This is a genomic window from Delftia sp. WSY_22 (assembly GCF_043104185.1).
In the GTDB taxonomy this organism is placed as follows: Bacteria; Pseudomonadota; Gammaproteobacteria; order Burkholderiales; family Burkholderiaceae_C; genus Comamonas; species Comamonas tsuruhatensis.
Window position 1 is genome coordinate 1 of sequence record NZ_JBICKN010000006.1, and the last position, 16,884, is coordinate 16,884.

General features: G+C 66.3%; 11 protein-coding genes, 1 tRNA gene and 1 riboswitch. Of the genes, 7 read left to right on the plus strand and 5 right to left on the minus strand.

The genetic code is table 11. The annotated features are described in order from the left end of the window. The first annotated feature begins 66 nt into the window (after window positions 1-66). A tRNA-Leu gene (locus tag ACF8NF_RS00715) sits at window positions 67-151 on the plus strand. Window positions 152-304: 153 nt separating this feature from the next. Here ACF8NF_RS00715 and ACF8NF_RS00720 read toward each other — a convergent pair. Together ACF8NF_RS00720 and ACF8NF_RS00725 are read right to left on the minus strand one after the other, a co-directional pair. Then, on the minus strand, window positions 305-2,929 hold the full coding sequence (locus tag ACF8NF_RS00720) for a DUF349 domain-containing protein (protein WP_392450187.1): 2,625 nt from the start codon (window positions 2,927-2,929) through the stop codon (window positions 305-307). A gap of 154 nt (window positions 2,930-3,083) precedes the next feature. After that, window positions 3,084-6,896: a DUF748 domain-containing protein gene (locus ACF8NF_RS00725; protein ID WP_392449905.1), complete on the minus strand. Its 3,813-nt coding sequence runs from the start codon at window positions 6,894-6,896 to the stop codon at window positions 3,084-3,086. A 767-nt stretch (window positions 6,897-7,663) separates the two neighbouring features. Here ACF8NF_RS00725 and ACF8NF_RS00730 point away from each other — a divergent pair. The 3 genes from ACF8NF_RS00730 (at window position 7,664) to nrdR (ending at window position 10,656) form a co-directional block, all read left to right on the plus strand. Then, window positions 7,664-8,584 (plus strand): lytic transglycosylase domain-containing protein, encoded by a 921-nt coding sequence (locus tag ACF8NF_RS00730; protein ID WP_016447496.1) that lies wholly within the window; start codon window positions 7,664-7,666, stop codon window positions 8,582-8,584. A gap of 136 nt (window positions 8,585-8,720) precedes the next feature. Continuing rightward, window positions 8,721-8,896, plus strand: a riboswitch (ZMP/ZTP riboswitch). Window positions 8,897-8,930: 34 nt separating this feature from the next. After that, window positions 8,931-10,178 carry a serine hydroxymethyltransferase gene (glyA, locus tag ACF8NF_RS00735; RefSeq protein WP_016447497.1) on the plus strand — a complete coding sequence of 416 codons (1,248 nt, stop codon included), beginning with the start codon at window positions 8,931-8,933 and terminating at the stop codon, window positions 10,176-10,178. 22 nt (window positions 10,179-10,200) lie between these two features. Then, window positions 10,201-10,656, plus strand: a complete 456-nt coding sequence (nrdR, locus tag ACF8NF_RS00740) for a transcriptional regulator NrdR (protein ID WP_012206755.1) — start codon at window positions 10,201-10,203, stop codon at window positions 10,654-10,656. Window positions 10,657-10,722: 66 nt separating this feature from the next. Here nrdR and aroC read toward each other — a convergent pair whose 3' ends face one another. Then, window positions 10,723-11,820 carry a chorismate synthase gene (gene aroC / locus ACF8NF_RS00745; RefSeq protein WP_016447498.1) on the minus strand — a complete coding sequence of 366 codons (1,098 nt, stop codon included), beginning with the start codon at window positions 11,818-11,820 and terminating at the stop codon, window positions 10,723-10,725. Between the two features lie 325 nt (window positions 11,821-12,145). Here aroC and ACF8NF_RS00750 point away from each other — a divergent pair, with 325 nt between their 5' ends. Then, on the plus strand, window positions 12,146-12,517 hold the full coding sequence (locus tag ACF8NF_RS00750) for a helix-turn-helix domain-containing protein (RefSeq protein WP_231574343.1): 372 nt from the start codon (window positions 12,146-12,148) through the stop codon (window positions 12,515-12,517). 100 nt (window positions 12,518-12,617) lie between these two features. Here ACF8NF_RS00750 and ACF8NF_RS00755 read toward each other — a convergent pair whose 3' ends face one another. Then, on the minus strand, window positions 12,618-13,070 hold the full coding sequence (locus ACF8NF_RS00755) for a CBS domain-containing protein (protein ID WP_012206758.1): 453 nt from the start codon (window positions 13,068-13,070) through the stop codon (window positions 12,618-12,620). Window positions 13,071-13,176: 106 nt separating this feature from the next. Between ACF8NF_RS00755 and ACF8NF_RS00760 the strand changes: the two genes are divergently transcribed. Further along, window positions 13,177-14,475: an O-acetylhomoserine aminocarboxypropyltransferase gene (locus ACF8NF_RS00760; RefSeq protein ID WP_017406117.1), complete on the plus strand. Its 1,299-nt coding sequence runs from the start codon at window positions 13,177-13,179 to the stop codon at window positions 14,473-14,475. A gap of 22 nt (window positions 14,476-14,497) precedes the next feature. After that, a complete protein-coding gene (locus ACF8NF_RS00765; RefSeq protein WP_277848801.1) occupies window positions 14,498-15,307 on the plus strand; it encodes an alpha/beta fold hydrolase in 810 nt (269 codons plus the stop codon). Window positions 15,308-15,355: 48 nt separating this feature from the next. Here ACF8NF_RS00765 and ACF8NF_RS00770 read toward each other — a convergent pair whose 3' ends face one another. After that, a complete protein-coding gene (locus tag ACF8NF_RS00770; RefSeq protein ID WP_392449906.1) occupies window positions 15,356-16,831 on the minus strand; it encodes an acetamidase/formamidase family protein in 1,476 nt (491 codons plus the stop codon). Window positions 16,832-16,884: the final 53 nt, after the last annotated feature.

The window sequence follows — 16,884 nt, forward strand, 5'->3', positions numbered from 1 at the left end:
ACGAAAATCTTTGCAAGCCGGCCCGGCACGTCGCTTTCGCGCTATATAATTTGCGTACTCTGAAATGCCCAGGTGGCGGAATTGGTAGACGCACTAGTTTCAGGTACTAGCGGGTAACTCCGTGGAGGTTCGAGTCCTCTCCTGGGCACCAAACATGAAAAGGCCGTTGCACATGCAACGGCCTTTTTGCTTGGGTGCGTACACGGATGCCTCCATCCCAAGCACCATCAGGTATCGGCAGGGTCAAAAAAAAAGGGAGCCGACGGCTCCCTTTCTTGACGATGAGGGTCTCAACCCCACCCCGTCACTTGCGCAGCAGTTGCTTGAGCACGTTCTGCAGGCGGCGTGCGGTGGCGTCATCGCGTGCCGATGCCAGCACCCGCGCGGCATCGCTGCCCCAGGTTTCCTGCGGGGCCGGATCGTTGCGGCGCGTCAGCAGTTGCAGCTGCAGGGCACGGCGGGCGCTCAGATGCTCTGCAGGCGTGGGCACGTCGGCAGCCATTTCAAGGCGCAGCAGGGCTTCACCCGCATCACCCTTGGGCGCCTGGGCCAGTGCCTGCGACCAGGCGCTGCGCACTTGCGCAGACACGCGACCGCCGAGCTGCTGGGCCGCCGGAATCTGCGTAGCGTCACGCGATTCCCAGGCTGCCATCAGCTGGGTCAGCGCTTCGCCATGGGCCTGGGCCGCGAGCTTGCGCAGAGCGTCCTGCGCATGCTCCATGGCTTCACGCTGGGCACGGAAGGCCGGATCGGCCAGGCGCGGACCGCGCTCTTCACGCGGTTCGCGGCCAAAGCGGCCATTGTCACGGTTGTCGCGTCCGTCCCTTCCATCGCGGCCACGGCCACCGTCGCGGCGGTCGCCAGGACGGGCAGCGCGCGCACCACCCTCTTCCTTCTTCATGCCGGGACGATCATCCCCGCGCACGGCAACCACGGGGCGCACCGGCGCCGGCTTCGCTTGCGATTCTTCCGAGCCGGCCGCAGCCACTGGCGCCTGTTCCGGCTGGGCAGCGTTGACGGAGGCATCGGCACGGCCGCGCAGCGCCTGCTCCAGAGCCTCCACCGCAGCGCGGATTTGCTGCACGTCACCCGATGTGTTGGCAGCTTCCACGGCCTGCGAAGCCTCCAGTACGCGGCGGTCATGGTCGCTGAGCTGCACGGCTGCGGCCCGGGAACCACGCTCGCTGCCCTTGCGGTTGAAAGCCTCGTCCAGGGGCTTGCGGAAGGCGTCCCACAGCTTTTGCTCGTGCTTGCGATCCAGCGGCACGGCCTGCGCCTCGGCCTGCCAGCGCTGCTGCAGTGCCTTGACGGCATCGATGCGCAGGCTGGGTGCGGCGCCCAGCGCCGTGGCCTCGTCGATCATGGCGTGGCGGCGCTGCAGGCTGGCCTTTTGCGCAGCATGCAGCGGAGCCTCGGCCAGGGCCATGGCCTGCTTGAACTGGGGCTGCAGCTCGGCAAACAGTTTTTCACCGATATGACCGCTCTCGCGCCAGCGTTCAGCGAACTGGCGCAATGCGCGGGCCGCACCCTTGAGATCTTCGCTGGCGGCCTGCTGCGCTGCCCAGGCCTTGATCTCTTCGATCAGCGCCAGGCGCTGTGCCTTGGACTGGGTGGTTTCCGTGCGCAGCTTGTCGTGCCAGGACTCGACCACCTTGTGGGCCGCGTTGCAGGCTTCGTCAAACTTCTTCCAGAGAGCGTGGTTGGCCGCGCTGCCCTGGTCGGCCAGCTTCCACTGCTCACGCAGGCTGCGCAGGGATTCCTGGATCTTGCGACCGCCCAGCGCCTGGCCTTCAGGACGGTTCAGCAGAGCTTCCGCCTTGGCAACCAGCTCCTCACGCAGCTTGTCTGCGTTCTGGCGCGGCCAGCCTTCGGCTTCGCCTGCTGCCAAGAGGGCCTCGTGCACCTTGGTGACCAGTGCGTCGTCCACCAGACGACCATGGGCCTTGATGGCGGCACGCACGGCTTGCACGGCAGCGGAGCCAGCCTTGCTTTCGCCAGCAGCCGTCTCGGCCTGGAGCTGTTCCAGCGCCTGGGTCAGGGCAGCGCTGGCGGCAGCCACCTGCTCAGGCGACGTCTTGGCCTTGGGCTGCGCTGCGCTGCGGCCGGCAGGCGCTGGCTTGGACGGCTCGGCGGCCGCTGCCTCGGGAGGCAGGCCACGCGCCACACGCAGTTCATCGGCCCACACGGGCACGGTGGGCAGCGGGGCTGCTTCGTCCGCTGCGGCTACCTCGGTCAGCGCAAGGGCAGACTGGAAGGCATCCCAGACAAGGATCAGCTGTGCGCTGGCGGCTTCCAGCTGGGGCGGGAAGCGTCCATCCACGCTGGCCCAGTTGGCATCGCCGGTGAGCTCGCCGGCCTGCTCCTGCCAGCGGGCCACGTCGGCGCGCAGGTTGTCGAGCACAGCCTGGGCGTCGCGCCATGGCTTGGTGGACAGGACTTCGATGCGCTGGGCCAGCAAGACAGCCACTTCGCGCTGGACCTGCACGCGATGCTGCAGTTCCTCGATGGCCTTGACGCGCTCGGCCAGTTGGGCCTTGTACTGCGACAGCGGCTCACGCGACAGCGGGGCGCCTGCCTTGGCGGCGTCGCGCTGCCAGGCGATGGCGTCGGCGGCATTGAAGGGCGATGCGACCAGCAGTGCCTGGGCCTTTTCAGCCCATTCCACTGCGATCTTTTCCTGGTCCTTGGTGCGGCGGATTTCATCCAGACGCTCACGCACGGCGCGGGCCGCGCTCTTGTCGCGCGCGCTCAGCTCCTTGAGGACGTCCTGCAATTGCTCGACCGAAGGCTGGGTTGCCAGCCAGTCGCGGATGCGCGAGGCGCGATCACCCGAGGTTTCGGCGGAGAAGGCACCGCCCGTGAGCACATCCAAGGGGTGTTGTTCAGGATTCTTGGCAGAAGCAGGGCTCACTTCAGGTGCATCGGACATGGTGCTGCGGGGGGAAAGAGAAGACATGAATCAATCGTTGAATGCCTGGCTGCCGCGGGCCGCCAGACGCGGCCGGCCGGGCTGCATGCAGGCATGCTAGCCGGGCCGGGAAAACCATATTCTCGCCGTTATTTGAAGCGGAGCCAAAACCGGGCTACTGTGCGGACAGGCTGAGCTGGGCGCGCGGGCTCCATTCCTGGTCGTCGGAATCCAGTTTCGGGGCCCCGAGAAACAGGCGCTCGAGCGGCAACTGCTGCTGCGCCAGATAGTCGCGAACGGCCACGCCGCGCGCCAGCGCCAGCTCGCGCATGGCATCGTCGGGCACGGTGATCTGCTCCAGCAGCAGGCTGCGCATCTGGTCGGTGGGCAAGTCCTTGGCCATGCCGATGACATTGCGCGGCTTGGCAAAGTCGGCACGGCTGTAAAGCGCCTTGGTCAAAGCCGGCACTTCGGCAGCAGACAACTCGGTCACCGATTCTGCCGATTTGCCCTCGCGCAGCACCTGGCGGCGCTTCTGGGCCAGCAACAGGCGATCGAGTTCGGCCTGCTTCCAGGCCTCCTTGTCCTGGGCCTCGCGCGCCTCGCCGATCACGGTGAGCCTGAGGGCCGGGCGCTCCTTGAGGGAGGCGACCACCTTGTCCAGGCTTTCGCGGGCCTTGGCATCGATCTGGGATCGGCCCGGCGCAAAGGCCACCACGCCCGACTCGCCGCTGCCGCCAAATGCGCCCGACAGCAGCGAGAACGGCGAGGTGACGGCCTTCATGATCAGGTTGCCGATGATCTTGAAGATGACTGGCGCCAACCTGAATTGCGGGTCGTTGAGCGAGCCGCTGACCGGCAGGTCCAGGTCGATGACGCCGTTGCGGTCGGCCAGCAATGCCACGGCCAGGCGCACGGGCAGCGAGGCCGGCGCACCTTCGACGGCTTCGCCGAAGGTGAGCTGGTGCAGCACCAGCTTGTTGCGCGCCGTGAGCTGGCCATCGGGCTCGATCTTGTAGCTGACATCCATGCTGAGCTTGCCGCGCTCGATGCCATGGCCCGCGTACTTGATGGAGTACGGCGACAGCGGCGGCAGCTCCAGATCGCGCATCTGGGCGCGTATGTCCAGGGCCAGCGGCTTGGCCAGCGGATTGACCTGGCCGGTGATCTCCAGCGAAGCCGTGCCCTGGGCGCGGCCGCGCAGCTCCACATCCGCCAGTTGCGGCCCCTGCTCCCCGGCCGGCTGTTCGGACGAGAAGGCGCTCAGGCGGCCGGCCAGCTCGCTGAGGTCAGCCGAGTAGTTGGGCTGGATGAAGTAGTCGGAGAACTGCACCTTGCCGCCCGTCAGCACGATGGGGCCGATCTTGATGACCGGTGCAGGCCCGGAAGCGGCCTTCGGCGGGACGGGCTCGGCAGGAGCCGCCGCGCCATCCGCAGCCGGCGCGGTGTTTTGCTCCAGGGACTGCTGAGACTGGGCCGACTTGACGATGTCCTGCAGATTGATGCGGCCATTGCGCTGCACGATCACGCGTGCAAAGAAGTCGCTGAGCGCCGTCTCGCGCACGCTCAGGCGCAGTGGCTGGGCGGGCTGCATCTGCAGGTCCAGGCCACGCACGGCCAAGGTTTTCCAGGCGACGAGTTCATCGCGCAGGCCCAGGCCCAAGGCAGCCGATCGAGCCTTGGCCCGGTCGGCCGTGGATTCGCTGAGCACGGCTGCCACGGCGCCTGCGGCCGTGCTGGGTACGCCCTGCACCGCAGCCTCACCCCCGGCTTGCACGGGCGAGGCCAGCGCGGAGCGCATGCGCAGATCCACCAGTTCGACATCGCCCTGCACCATCAGCTCGGGGCCGGCAGGCTGGCTGGCAAAGCGCAGCTGACCCAGGAAATTGCCATCGGCGCGCACCAGCTCCACATTGAGCATGTCGGCAAAGTAGGGCTCCAGCGCGTGCAGCGGCAGGCTGCGCGCCTGCAGCCTGCCCTGAAGCGACAGTGGCGCCAGTCCCAGATCGCCGCGCAGGCTCAGCGATCCTGCCTGGACACGCCGGCCCGAGCCGACCTGGGCGGACAGCTCCAGCGGCGTGGGGGCGGACTTGGCCGCCAGCGGCTCGATGGCGCCCAAGCGCAGGCGCAGTGAACTCAGATCCAGGGACACGGTGCGCGCCGAATCGGCGTTGCGCACGGGCGCTTCGTCACGCAGCGCAACGGCGCCACCGTCCACTTCCACGGCCTGCAGCCTCAGACCCCAGGGCCTGGGCTTGTCCTTGGCGGGGTCCGGCGTCGCAGGTGCCGAGGATGCGGGTGGCAGCCATTGCTCATACATCCACCGGCCCTGGGCGTCGCGCGACACGCCCAGCTGCGGCTTTTGCAGCGCCAGGCGCCCCACGGAAACCTGCTGGCTGGCCAGATTGACCTGTGCCTGCTCCAGCTGCAGGCGCGCGATGTCGACCGGCGCGGCCTTGTCCTTGAGGCTCAACTGCTCCACGCCCAGCTCGGCCACCTGCACCACCATGGCGGAGCCGCTCCAGCCCAGGCCGGCGTCGGTGCTCAGCAGGCCGGTCAGCTCCGGCTTGAGATGGGCAGACAGATACGGCGCCGCTAGTTGCAGAGGCAACTGGCGCGCGGAGACGGCCAGTTGCCCCTGCCTGTCGGTCATGGCGCCGCTCAGCCTCAGTTCGGCGGGTTTTGCACCCTCTCCTGCCGCTGCAGACTGCACCTGCATGCCGGCATCAAATTGCAAAGGCTGCTCCAGCGGCCAGCGGACATCGCGCACTTCCAATGACAGCTGGCGCGCCTGCAGCGCCGCACCCGACTGGCCTGCGCCGGGCGACGCATCGCGCCAATGCACCGTGGCATCGGAAATGGCCAGCCTGTCCAGGCTCACCCTCCAGGGCTGGGGCGCATCGGAGGCAGGCTTTTCCACTGCCGGCCTGGAATCGGAGGCAGAGCGACTGCCCATCGCCATCCAGTTGATGCGGCCTTGCGCATCACGGGCCGCGAAAATCTCTGGAGCGCTCCACTGCACGGACTCCAGCTCCACCACCGACTGCAGGGGCTGCACGTTCTTGAGCACGGCCGCCAGGCGCTCGAAACGCAGCAGGGGCGCCTCATCGCGGTCAAGCAACTCGGCACCGGACAGGCTGACCTCGCCGGTGATCCGCACCACGGCCTGCTCGGCCTGCTCAAAGGAGATGTGCAGATTGGTATCCAGCACGCCGGAGCGCGGCTTGACGGGGGCATTGGCGGGCACATAGCCCAGGTAAGGCGTCAGGTCCACACCCTGCCAGCTCAGATCGACGGCCGTCTGGCGCTGGTCGGTGAAAGGCGTGCTCTGGGCACTGGATTCAAAGCGGCTGCCATTGAGCGCGAAGGACAGGTGCGGCAGCACCTTGATCTCGCGCTTGGACTCCAGATTGCTGATGAACGGCAGCTTCAGCTGCAGCTGATCCAGCATGTGCTCACGCTGCTGGACATCGTCCTGCAATTGCACGCGGCCGTCGCGCAGCGCAATGTTGTACAGCGCAAAGCCCAAGGGCTTGGCCGGCGGCGTATCGCTGGGCTCGGCCAGCCGGGCCAGCACATCATCCACATCGAAGTGCCCCAGGCTCTGCTGCGTGAGGCGCAGCACCGGCGCATCGACCTCGATGGCATCCAGGACAGGCGCCAGCCTGAAGAGGGACTGGATACTGGCATTCACATAGATGCGGTCGACCTGCAGCTGTGGCGACGACGGCGCGGGTTCTGCCTGCCCTGCGCCCGCCGGCTGGCTTTTGGCAATGCGCAGATCACGCAGGGTCAGCTCCAGCGACCAGGGCCGGAACTCCACTGCCCCCACATGGACCTGGCGACCCAGCTTGGCCGATGCCTGCTTTTCCAGCTGGCTTTTGGCGACAACGGGCACCAGCGCCCACAGCAGCAGCCACAGCAAAAGAAACGCTGCAAAGGCGATGGCCAGCCTGCGCAGCCAGCGGTGCTTGAAGAGAAATTGCATGGGGCTCTAATAACTAGTACGGCGCCATCCTGGACAGAGGACGCAGCGGTGGCTGCATTGCATCAGAAATTGGGCTGGCAGCAAGACCTCAACCCGCATCACCGCACATTTCTTGACGTTGCAGTCACCCTGGAACGACAAAGCCCGGAAGCCTTGAACCGGCTTCCGGGCTTTACGGCAGGCACAAGTCCTGGCCGTTTTCCGCAGTCAAGGAGAGGATGGTCCTTGCTGCTCGGAAGCAAGAGATTGCTTCCAGGAAGGCCGCGGAAGAAGACTTGAACGACTGTGCCCGAACCATCGAACACCACTTTTACCCGTCTTCCACCTTGGCGAGACGACTGCAGGAGCAGTCGCCTCCAATATAGAAGGACGCAGGCCAGGCCTGCCAGTGCTTTTGCATTTCATTGCAATTTCATGAAGCCCTGTACAACCGCCGCAAGCGCCCCACATCGGTAGCACGCAACCTGCTCTCAAACACTCAGAAACTGTGTTTGCATCCATGGTTTGTTATTATTCATCGATCTAACAAACGCAATTCATAGTGTTGACCGTGTATTTGGTGAGCTCCTAGAATCCGCCAGCGCTCGAATAGAGCGTTTTTTGTTTCTGCTGCCTCACGACTGAGCAGATCCCGCAGGCCTACAACGCAACGGTGCACCAAGCGCCAGCCTCCCGGATCCGCAGCACCCAATCCAGGGTGTCAGCCTCACCGGCCTTCGCTTCGGCGAAGGCCGTTTCGGGTTGGTGCCCCTAGAAAGGAAAAAGCTATGCCAGCGTCAGGAAAATTTTTCGCCGCCGCGCGAACGTTCGCCATCGATGTGGCCAACGGTTTTCTTGCCATCATCCACAACAGCTTCGCCCTTCTGGGCCTGGCTGTGGCCTTCCTGGCCATTACCTTGTTCGCCCGTCCCGACCTGCGCGATGCCGGAGAGAGCCAGCTGCGCTCCTGGCTGACCGCTCGCCAGATGGCCGAGCTGGGTGCGCCCGTCGAACTCGCGGCCAGCGACCGCGCGACGGCGACCAACCCGAAGAACCTGCCCAAGGATCAGGCGGCCGTGGCCTTCTGGCTCAGCAAGAAGTACCGCGTGGCGCCCGAGCCCATCGCGGCACTGGTCAGCGAGGCCTACGACCTGGGCAAGGTCAACCGCCTGGACCCGACGCTGATCCTGGCCATCATGGCCATCGAGTCCAGCTTCAATCCGTTCGCGCAAAGTGCTGTCGGCGCGCAGGGCCTGATGCAGGTGATGACCACGGTGCATACCGACAAGTACGAGAACTTCGGCGGCCAGAACGCCGCGTTCGACCCCGTCAGCAATCTGCGCGTGGGCGTGCGCGTGCTCAAGGAGTGCATTGAGCGCGCCGGCTCCATCGAAGGTGGCCTGCGCTACTACGTGGGCGCGGCCAACCTGCCCACCGACGGCGGCTATGCCGCCAAGGTGCTGGCCGAGCACCAGCGCCTGCGCATGGCCGCCGGCCTGCGTGCCGTGCCGCTGATGACCGCCAAGATCGAGCAGCCCAAGCAGGCCGTCCAGATCGCAGCCACCAAGCCGGCCACATCCACGGCCGAGGCAGCCGGACCTGCGGCCTCGGCAGCGTCCGCTGGCACCCCGGCAGTGCCGGTCAGCTCGAGCAGCATGTCCGCGCGCACCGAACAGGTGGCCCTGCAGACACAGGAGCCGGCGCTGTAACCGGAACCACCGACATGGCGCACGAAGCTGGCTAAGGCCAGCTTTTTTCATGCCTGCCTGCACCCGCTGATCTGCCAGGCAGGCGGCTTTGCCAACGCCCCTCGCCTGTCTTCGGCTCCATCAGCTCAGCTACACTAGCGGGGTACGCAACTGGCGATAGGCGCAGCCGCTTCACGCACCGCTGCCGCTGACGTGGAAACCAGCAGAAGGCCTGAAAAGAACCACCTTCTGTGAACCACCGGGGAGCGTACCGCCCAGCCTCCATGCGCACGCGGGATCTGGAGTGTTCCGCCGTTCGCCTGGGCAGCCCTTGGCCTCAAGGGAATTTCAAGTTCACAGGACTGCCATGTTTCAACGCACCAATACCGTCGAGAAAGTCGACGCCGAAGTCTTTGCCGCCATCCAGGCCGAGAACCTGCGTCAACAAGAACATATCGAGCTGATCGCCAGCGAGAACTACTGCTCGCCCGCCGTGATGGAAGCCCAGGGCTCCCAGCTCACCAACAAGTACGCCGAAGGCTACCCGGGCAAGCGCTACTACGGCGGCTGCGAGAACGTCGATGTGGTCGAGCAGCTTGCCATCGACCGCGTCAAGAAGCTGTTCGGCGCCGAGGCAGCCAACGTTCAGCCCAACTCCGGCTCCCAGGCCAACCAGGCCGTGCTGATGGCCTTTGCCAAGCCCGGCGACACCATCATGGGCATGAGCCTGGCCGAAGGCGGCCACCTGACGCACGGCATGCCGCTGAACATGTCGGGCAAGTGGTTCAACGTGGTCTCCTACGGCCTGAACGCCGAAGAAGCCATCGACTACGACAAGATGGAAGCGCTGGCGCGCGAGCACAAGCCCCGCATCATCGTGGCCGGCGCATCGGCCTACGCCCTGGCCATCGACTTCGAGCGCTTCGCCAAGATCGCAAAGGAAGTCGGCGCCATCTTCTGGGTGGACATGGCCCACTACGCCGGCCTGATCGCCGCGGGCGTGTACCCCAACCCCGTGCCCCACGCCGACGTGGTCACCACCACCACGCACAAGAGCCTGCGCGGCCCGCGCGGCGGCGTGATCCTGATGAAGGCCGAGCATGAGAAGGCCATCAACAGCGCCATCTTCCCCGGCCTGCAAGGCGGCCCGCTGATGCACGTCATCGCCGGCAAGGCCGTGGCCTTCAAGGAAGCACTGTCTCCCGAGTTCAAGGCCTACCAGGAGCAGGTCGTGAAGAATGCCAAGGTCGTCGCCGAAACGCTGACGGCCCGCGGCCTGCGCATCGTCTCCGGCCGCACGGAAAGCCACGTCATGCTGGTGGACCTGCGCGCCAAGGGCATCACCGGCAAGGCGGCCGAAGCCGCACTGGGTGCCGCCCACATGACGATCAACAAGAACTCCATCCCCAACGACCCCGAAAAGCCGATGGTCACCAGCGGCATCCGCGTGGGCACGCCCGCCATGACCACGCGCGGCTTCAAGGAAGAGGAAGCCCGCCTGACGGCCAACCTGCTGGCCGACGTGCTGGAGAACCCCAGCGACGAAGCCAACCTGGCCCGCGTGCGCGCCCAGGTGGCCGAGCTGACGGCCCGCTTCCCGGTCTACGGCGCCTGATTTGAGCGCATAGAGGCCTGCCATGAAGTGCCCGTTCTGCAGCCACCCGGACACCCAGGTCGTGGAGACCCGTGAGGCCGAGGATGGGGGCTTCATCCGCCGCCGCCGCCAATGCGGCGGCTGCGACAAGCGCTTCACCACCTATGAGCGGCCCGAGGTCAGCTTCCCCGCCATCGTCAAGAAGGACGGGCGGCGCATCGAGTACGAGCGCGCCAAGCTGCTGGGTTCGTTCAAGATTGCGCTGCGCAAGCGTCCCGTGAGCACGGAGCAGATCGATGCCGCCATCGAGCGCATCGAGGAACGGCTGCGCAACCTGGGCGAGCGCGAAGTGCTCTCCAGCCGCCTGGGCGAGATGGTGATGCGCGAGCTCAAGCTGCTCGACAAGGTCGGCTACATCCGCTACGCCAGCGTCTACCGCAGCTTCGAGGACGTGGACGACTTCAAGAACGTCATGGATGAAGTCCGCAATCCCGGCTGATCAGGCCGGCAGGACACAAGAAAGCCGCCCTTGGGCGGCTTTCTCTTTGGCGTCCTGGCAGCGCTTTCAGGGCGCCGCGGCAGGAATCGGCGCCAGGCCTGAATCGACGTCGCCGCACTGGGCGCGGTGGCGCAGGGCGTGGTCCATCACCACCAGGGCCAGCAACGCTTCGGCGATGGGCGCGGCGCGGATGCCCACGCAGGGGTCATGGCGACCCTTGGTGATGACTTCGGTGCTCTGGCCCTGGGTGTCGATGGACTCGCGCGGCGTGATGATGGAGCTGGTGGGCTTGATGGCGATGCGCACCTCCAGATCCTGGCCCGTGCTGATGCCGCCCACGATGCCACCGGCGTTGTTGCTGCGAAAGCCTTCGGGGCTCAGCGAGTCGCCGTGCGTGGTGCCGCGCTGGACCACGCTGTCGAAGCCCGCGCCGATCTCCACGGCCTTGACGGCGTTCAGGCCCATCATGGCGTAGGCGACGTCGGCATCGAGGCGGTCATACAGCGGCTGGCCCAGGCCCACCGGCATGCCACTGGCCTGCACGCGCAGCGCGGCGCCGCAGGAGTCGCCCGACTTGCGCAGCGCATCCATGTATTCCTCGTAGCGGGACACATCGGCCACCGGCGCAAAGAAGGGATTGTTGCGCACATGCTCCCAGCTCTCGAAGGGCAGCGACAGCTCGCCCACCTGGGTCATGCAGGCGCGGAACTCGGTGCCGAATTTTTCCTTGAGCCACTTCTTGGCCACGGCGCCGGCCGCCACCGTGGGCGCCGTCAGCCGTGCGGAGGAGCGGCCGCCGCCGCGCGGATCACGGATGCCGTACTTCTGGAAGTAGGCGTAGTCGGCATGGCCGGGACGAAAGCTTTGCGCAATGTTGGAGTAGTCCTTGCTGCGCTGGTCGGTATTGCGGATCAGCAAAGCGATCGGCGTGCCCGTGGTACGGCCTTCGTAGACACCCGAGAGGATTTCCACCGCGTCCGGCTCGTTGCGCTGCGTCACGAACTTGCTGGTGCCGGGGCGGCGGCGGTCCAGGTCGTGCTGGATGTCCGCCTCGCTAAGTGCCATGCCAGGCGGGCAACCGTCGATGACGCAGCCGATGGCCGGGCCATGCGATTCGCCGAAGTTGGTGACAGTGAATAGGGTTCCGAAGGTGTTGCCGCTCATAGGCCGATGATTATGCCCGGGTCGCCCCCAGGCGCCGCTCCCGCTGCAGCGGTGCATTGCGCAGGCTGCCATCTCCTGCAAAGAAACAATAAAACTATCAAATTACAAATATTGATAGCTAGAATTACAGAACATTGTTCTTCAACCGCCTGCGGACCATCCCTCAGGCACCAGCCGCAACTTGCGGGAGATTCGTGAAATGCAGACCTCTTCCGGCTCAACGCAACGCCAGGATCGCAGCGATCCTGCGAGCAGCACTCCACCGCCTTCACCCATCCTTCAACAGGATGCCGGTGACCAGAATCTTCACCCCACCCTGATGACCATGCTGCTGGTCTCAGCCAGGCCCGATGATTTCAGAACCCGCAACCGGCTTGCCCAGGCCAAGCAGTACATGCGGGCCCGGCTGGATGACCCCGAGCTCAAGCCCCTGCAGGTGGCCCAGGGCCTGGGCATGTCGCTGCGCAGCCTGGCGCGCCTGTTCGCCACCGAGGGACTGACTCCCAGCCGCTGGCTCTGGAACGAGCGCCTGGCCCAGGCCCACCTGCTGCTGCAGGCCGACAATGCGCGGCGCGTGACCGATGTGGCGATGGCCTGCGGCTTCACCAGCTTCTCGCACTTCAGCCGCGTCTTCAGGCAGGCCTATGCCGTGCCGCCCAGCGCCTTGCTCAAGCCCCGGCGCAGCAGCGTGCATTGAGCGGGCTTGCGCCCGCCCGTAAAAAGCCAAGGCCTGCGCCGCGTTCTGCGGTCGCAGGCCTTGCCGCATGGGCAGGGACGGTCTTGCCGCGACCGGATGATCAGTCCGCGCCCTGGCGCTCGCCTTCGGGCCAGTCGCGGATATAGGCCTTGAGCATGCGGTTCTCGAAGTTCTGGCTGTCCACCACGGCCTTGGCCACGTCGTACAGGCTGATCACGCCCATCAGCATGCGCTTGTCCATCACCGGCATGTAGCGCGCATGGCGGTCCAGCATCATGCGGCGCACCTCGTCCATGTCGGTTTCCATGGTGCAGGTCATGGGAGCGTCGTCCATGGCCGAGCGCACCAGCGTCTCGCCCACGCCGCCGTGCTTGACAAAGCCCTGGATCACTTCGCGGAAGGTCAGCATGCCGACCACGTCGCCGTGCTCCATGACCACGAGGGAGCCTATATCGCGCTCGGACATCACCTGCACCGCGCTGGCCAGGCTTTCGTCCGGCGACACCGTGTAGAGGGTGTTGCCCTTGACGCGCAGGATGTCACTTACTTTCATGCCGTATCTCCAAGATTGTCTGTGTCGCCGTGGTTGCGGCAAGCCCATGTCTGCCGGGAAATATAGCCCACAATGCCCGCTTGCCTTGACAACCATGGAGACAGGAATGCCCGGCTACTCGGATCCCGGCTTTGACACTCTGGCGCTGCACGCGGGCGCACAGCCCGACCCCGCCACCGGTGCGCGCGCGACGCCCATCCACCTCACGACCTCGTTCGTGTTCGAGTCCAGCGACCATGCGGCCTCGCTGTTCAACCTGGAGCGCCCAGGGCACGTCTACAGCCGCATCTCCAATCCCACGAATGCCGTGCTGGAGCAGCGTGTCTCGGCCCTGGAAGGCGGCGTGGGCGCCATCGCCGTGGCCAGCGGCCAGGCGGCGCTGCACCTGTCGGTGGCCACGCTCATGGGCGCGGGCAGCCACATCGTGGCCAGCACGGCGCTGTACGGCGGCTCGCAGAACCTGCTGCACTACACGCTGGCGCGCTTCGGCATAGAAACCACCTTCGTCAAGCCCGGCGACATCGACGGCTGGCGCGCCGCGGTGCGCCCCAACACCAAGCTGTTCTTCGGCGAGACGGTGGGCAACCCGGGCCTGGACGTGCTCGACATTCCCACCATCAGCGCCATAGCCCATGAAGCCGGCGTGCCGCTGCTGGTGGACTCCACGCTGACCTCGCCCTGGCTGATGAAGCCGCTGGAGCATGGCGCGGACATCGTCTACCACTCGGCCACCAAGTTCCTGTCGGGCCACGGCACCGTGGTCGGGGGCATCGTGGTGGATGGCGGCAGCTTCGACTGGGAAAAGTCGGGACGCTTCCCGGAGCTGACCGAGCCCTACGACGGCTTCCACAACATGGTGTTCAGCGAGGAAAGCAGCACTGGCGCCTTCCTTCTGCGCGCACGCCGCGAAGGCCTGCGCGACTTCGGCGCCTGCATGAGCCCGCACACGGCCTGGCTGATCCTGCAGGGCATAGAGACGCTGCCGCTGCGCATGGAGCGCCATATCCGCAACACCGAGAAGGTGGTGCAATTCCTGGCCAGCCATCCGCTGGTGGGCCGCGTGGGCCACCCGCTGCTCGATACCCATCCCTCGCACCAGCTCGCCAAGAAGCTGCTGCCGCGCGGCGCAGGCTCGGTGTTCAGCTTCGACATCAAGGGCAACCGCAACCAGGGCCGCAAGTTCATCGAGACGCTCAAGGTCTTCAGCCACCTGGCCAACGTGGGCGACTGCCGCAGCCTGGTCATCCACCCTGCCAGCACCACGCACTTCCGCATGAGCGACGAGGCGCTGGCCCAGGCCGGCATCGGCCAGGGCACGATCCGCCTGTCCATCGGGCTGGAAGACGCAGACGACCTGATCGACGACCTCAAGCGCGCCCTCAAGGCGGCCGAGAAGGCCGCGTGAATCGGCAAGGGAGACACCAACAATGAAGATCGATGTTCACGGCCACGCCATCTACGCCTATACCGGCGGCAAGGCCTTCAATCCCGCACAGCCGACGGCCATCCTCATCCACGGCGTGCTGTGCGACCACAGCGTCTGGGCACTGCAAAGCCGTTACCTGGCCAACCACGGCTGGAACGTGCTGGCCATAGACCTGCCGGGCCACTGCCGCAGCGCAGGCGATGCGCCGGCCAGCGTGGAGGCGGCGGCGGATTTCATCGGCCAGCTCATGGATGCGGCAGGCATCGAGAAGGCCGCGCTGGTAGGCCACAGCTGGGGCAGCCTGATCGCCATGGAAGCGGCTGCGCGGCTGGGCGCGCGCGTCAGCCACCTGGTGCTGGTGGGCACGGCCTACCCGATGAAGGTCTCGCCTGCTTTGCTGGACTCCGCGCTCAGCACGCCCGAGCAGGCCATCCACATGGTGAATGTGTTCTCGCGCGCCACGCTGGCGCCACCCAGCGGCGCAGGCAGCTGGGTGTTCGGCGCCGGCATGGCGCTGGGCCGGCGCGTGCTGGCCAGCAATGACCGCACCAACCTGCTGCACGCCGGCTTCAAGGCCTGCGACAGCTACGCGGGCGGCGAGGCGGCCATGGCGGCGCTGCAATGCCCGGTCCTGTTCGCCCTGGGCGAGCAGGACCAGATGACGCCGCCCAAGGCCGCCAAGGGCCTGATCGAGGCGGCCCGGGGCGCGCAGCGCCAGGTCAGCATCGTGCACCTGCCCAGCGGCCACAACCAGATGACCGAGGCGCCCGACCAGACGCTGTTCGCCATCCGGGATTTCCTGGCGCGCTGAGACCGGCCGGGTCCGGCCCGCAGGGCAGGCACGCACTCACTCACGCACTCACGCCCCGCGCGCGGGGAAGATGCTCTTTTTCACGAGCGCGTGCACGCCCCAGTTGCCATCCACCACCTGGGTGATGCCGAAGTCCACGGCGATCGACATCAGCGAGATGGCCTCGTCCTCTCCCAGCCCCTGGGTGGTCATGAGGAAGTGGCGCATCTTGTGATAGGCGTCGCGCAGCGCCAGGTCCACGGAAGACTTCTTGAAGATCTGGTTTTGCGCATCCGGCCCCAGCTCCGCCAGGTAGTTGGCGTAGCTGAAGCCGTGCAGCAGCCATTCGTCCTGGGTTTCGAGCAGCGGATAGGCCAGCTCGGCCAGCGGCGTTCCAGGCAGGTCCGCCTTCTTGTGCAGGATCAACTGGAAGGTGCCGGTCAGCGAGCACTCGATGGCCGTGCCGCACAGCTCGGAGTCCCCCTGCGAGGCATGCGGATCGCCCACGGTGAAGTTGGCCCCTGGCACGGCCACGGGGAAATACATGGTCGCCCCCTTGCCGATGCGCCAGTTGTCGATGTTGCCGCCCGTGTGGTTGGGCGGAATGGAGCTGGCCATCTCCGCCTCGGCCGGCGCCACGCCGATGGTGCCGAAATGCGGGCGCACGGGAACGCGGATATTGCGCAGCACGTTTTCGTTCTTGCTGATCGTGCGGTGGTCCACGGGCACGCCCGGATAGTCGATGGTCGGGTGGACCACGCCGAAGGGGTCGGTCTGCGGCGTCCAGCGGTAGTTGTAGACGGCGCGGGCCCAGTTGCGCTCGCCGGTCGCATCCACCTCGTAGATGGTGACCACCTCGCGCTTCCGGGGCTCGGTGAGCGTGTCGCCATAGTGAAAGCCCCAGTTCGCCGCCGCATTGCTGCCGAAGGTCCGGCCCTTGAACTGCGGGTTGCCCGAGGGGCGCGGCACCACATCAATGATGCGTACTTCCAGCACATCGCCGGGCTGGGCGCCCTTGATGCGTACCGGCCCCGTGCAGATGTGCACGCCCTGGCCTCCGCCTGCGCCGTTCTTGGCATCCATGGGGCCTGCGCCCCGGCGATCGACGTTCTTGCGCTGGCTGTCCCAGTGGAACACGCTCTCGGCGCCAGGGTCGCCCCGGACCATGCGTTCGGCATCGTCATTGGCATGGTGGGTCAGCGTCTCCATGGTCACGTAGTCGCCCGATTCGACTTCGACCACCGGCTTGGCCGATCTGCTGAAGTAGCCCCAGAGCACGGTACTGGCAGAGGCGGGAATGTAGTAGTGGCTGGCCATGCCCTGGCTGGCCCGGGCGCCAGGCGCACCCTGGGCAAAGGCCCGGGACGGTGCCATCGCACCGCTGATGGCGCCGGCCGAGACCGCGCCGCCACCGACCACCATGGCGTCGCGCAGGAAGGAACGGCGTGCAACCTGGAATTCCTCGCGGATCAGCGTCTCATCGGCTGGCGAAGCACCGTGCTGGCAGCCCGGGCCGCAGATATGTTCTTGGTGGGGGATGGTCATCGAAAATACTCCTGCTGTTGTGGATCGGTGCCGGCAGCGCCAGTGTCCAGGCG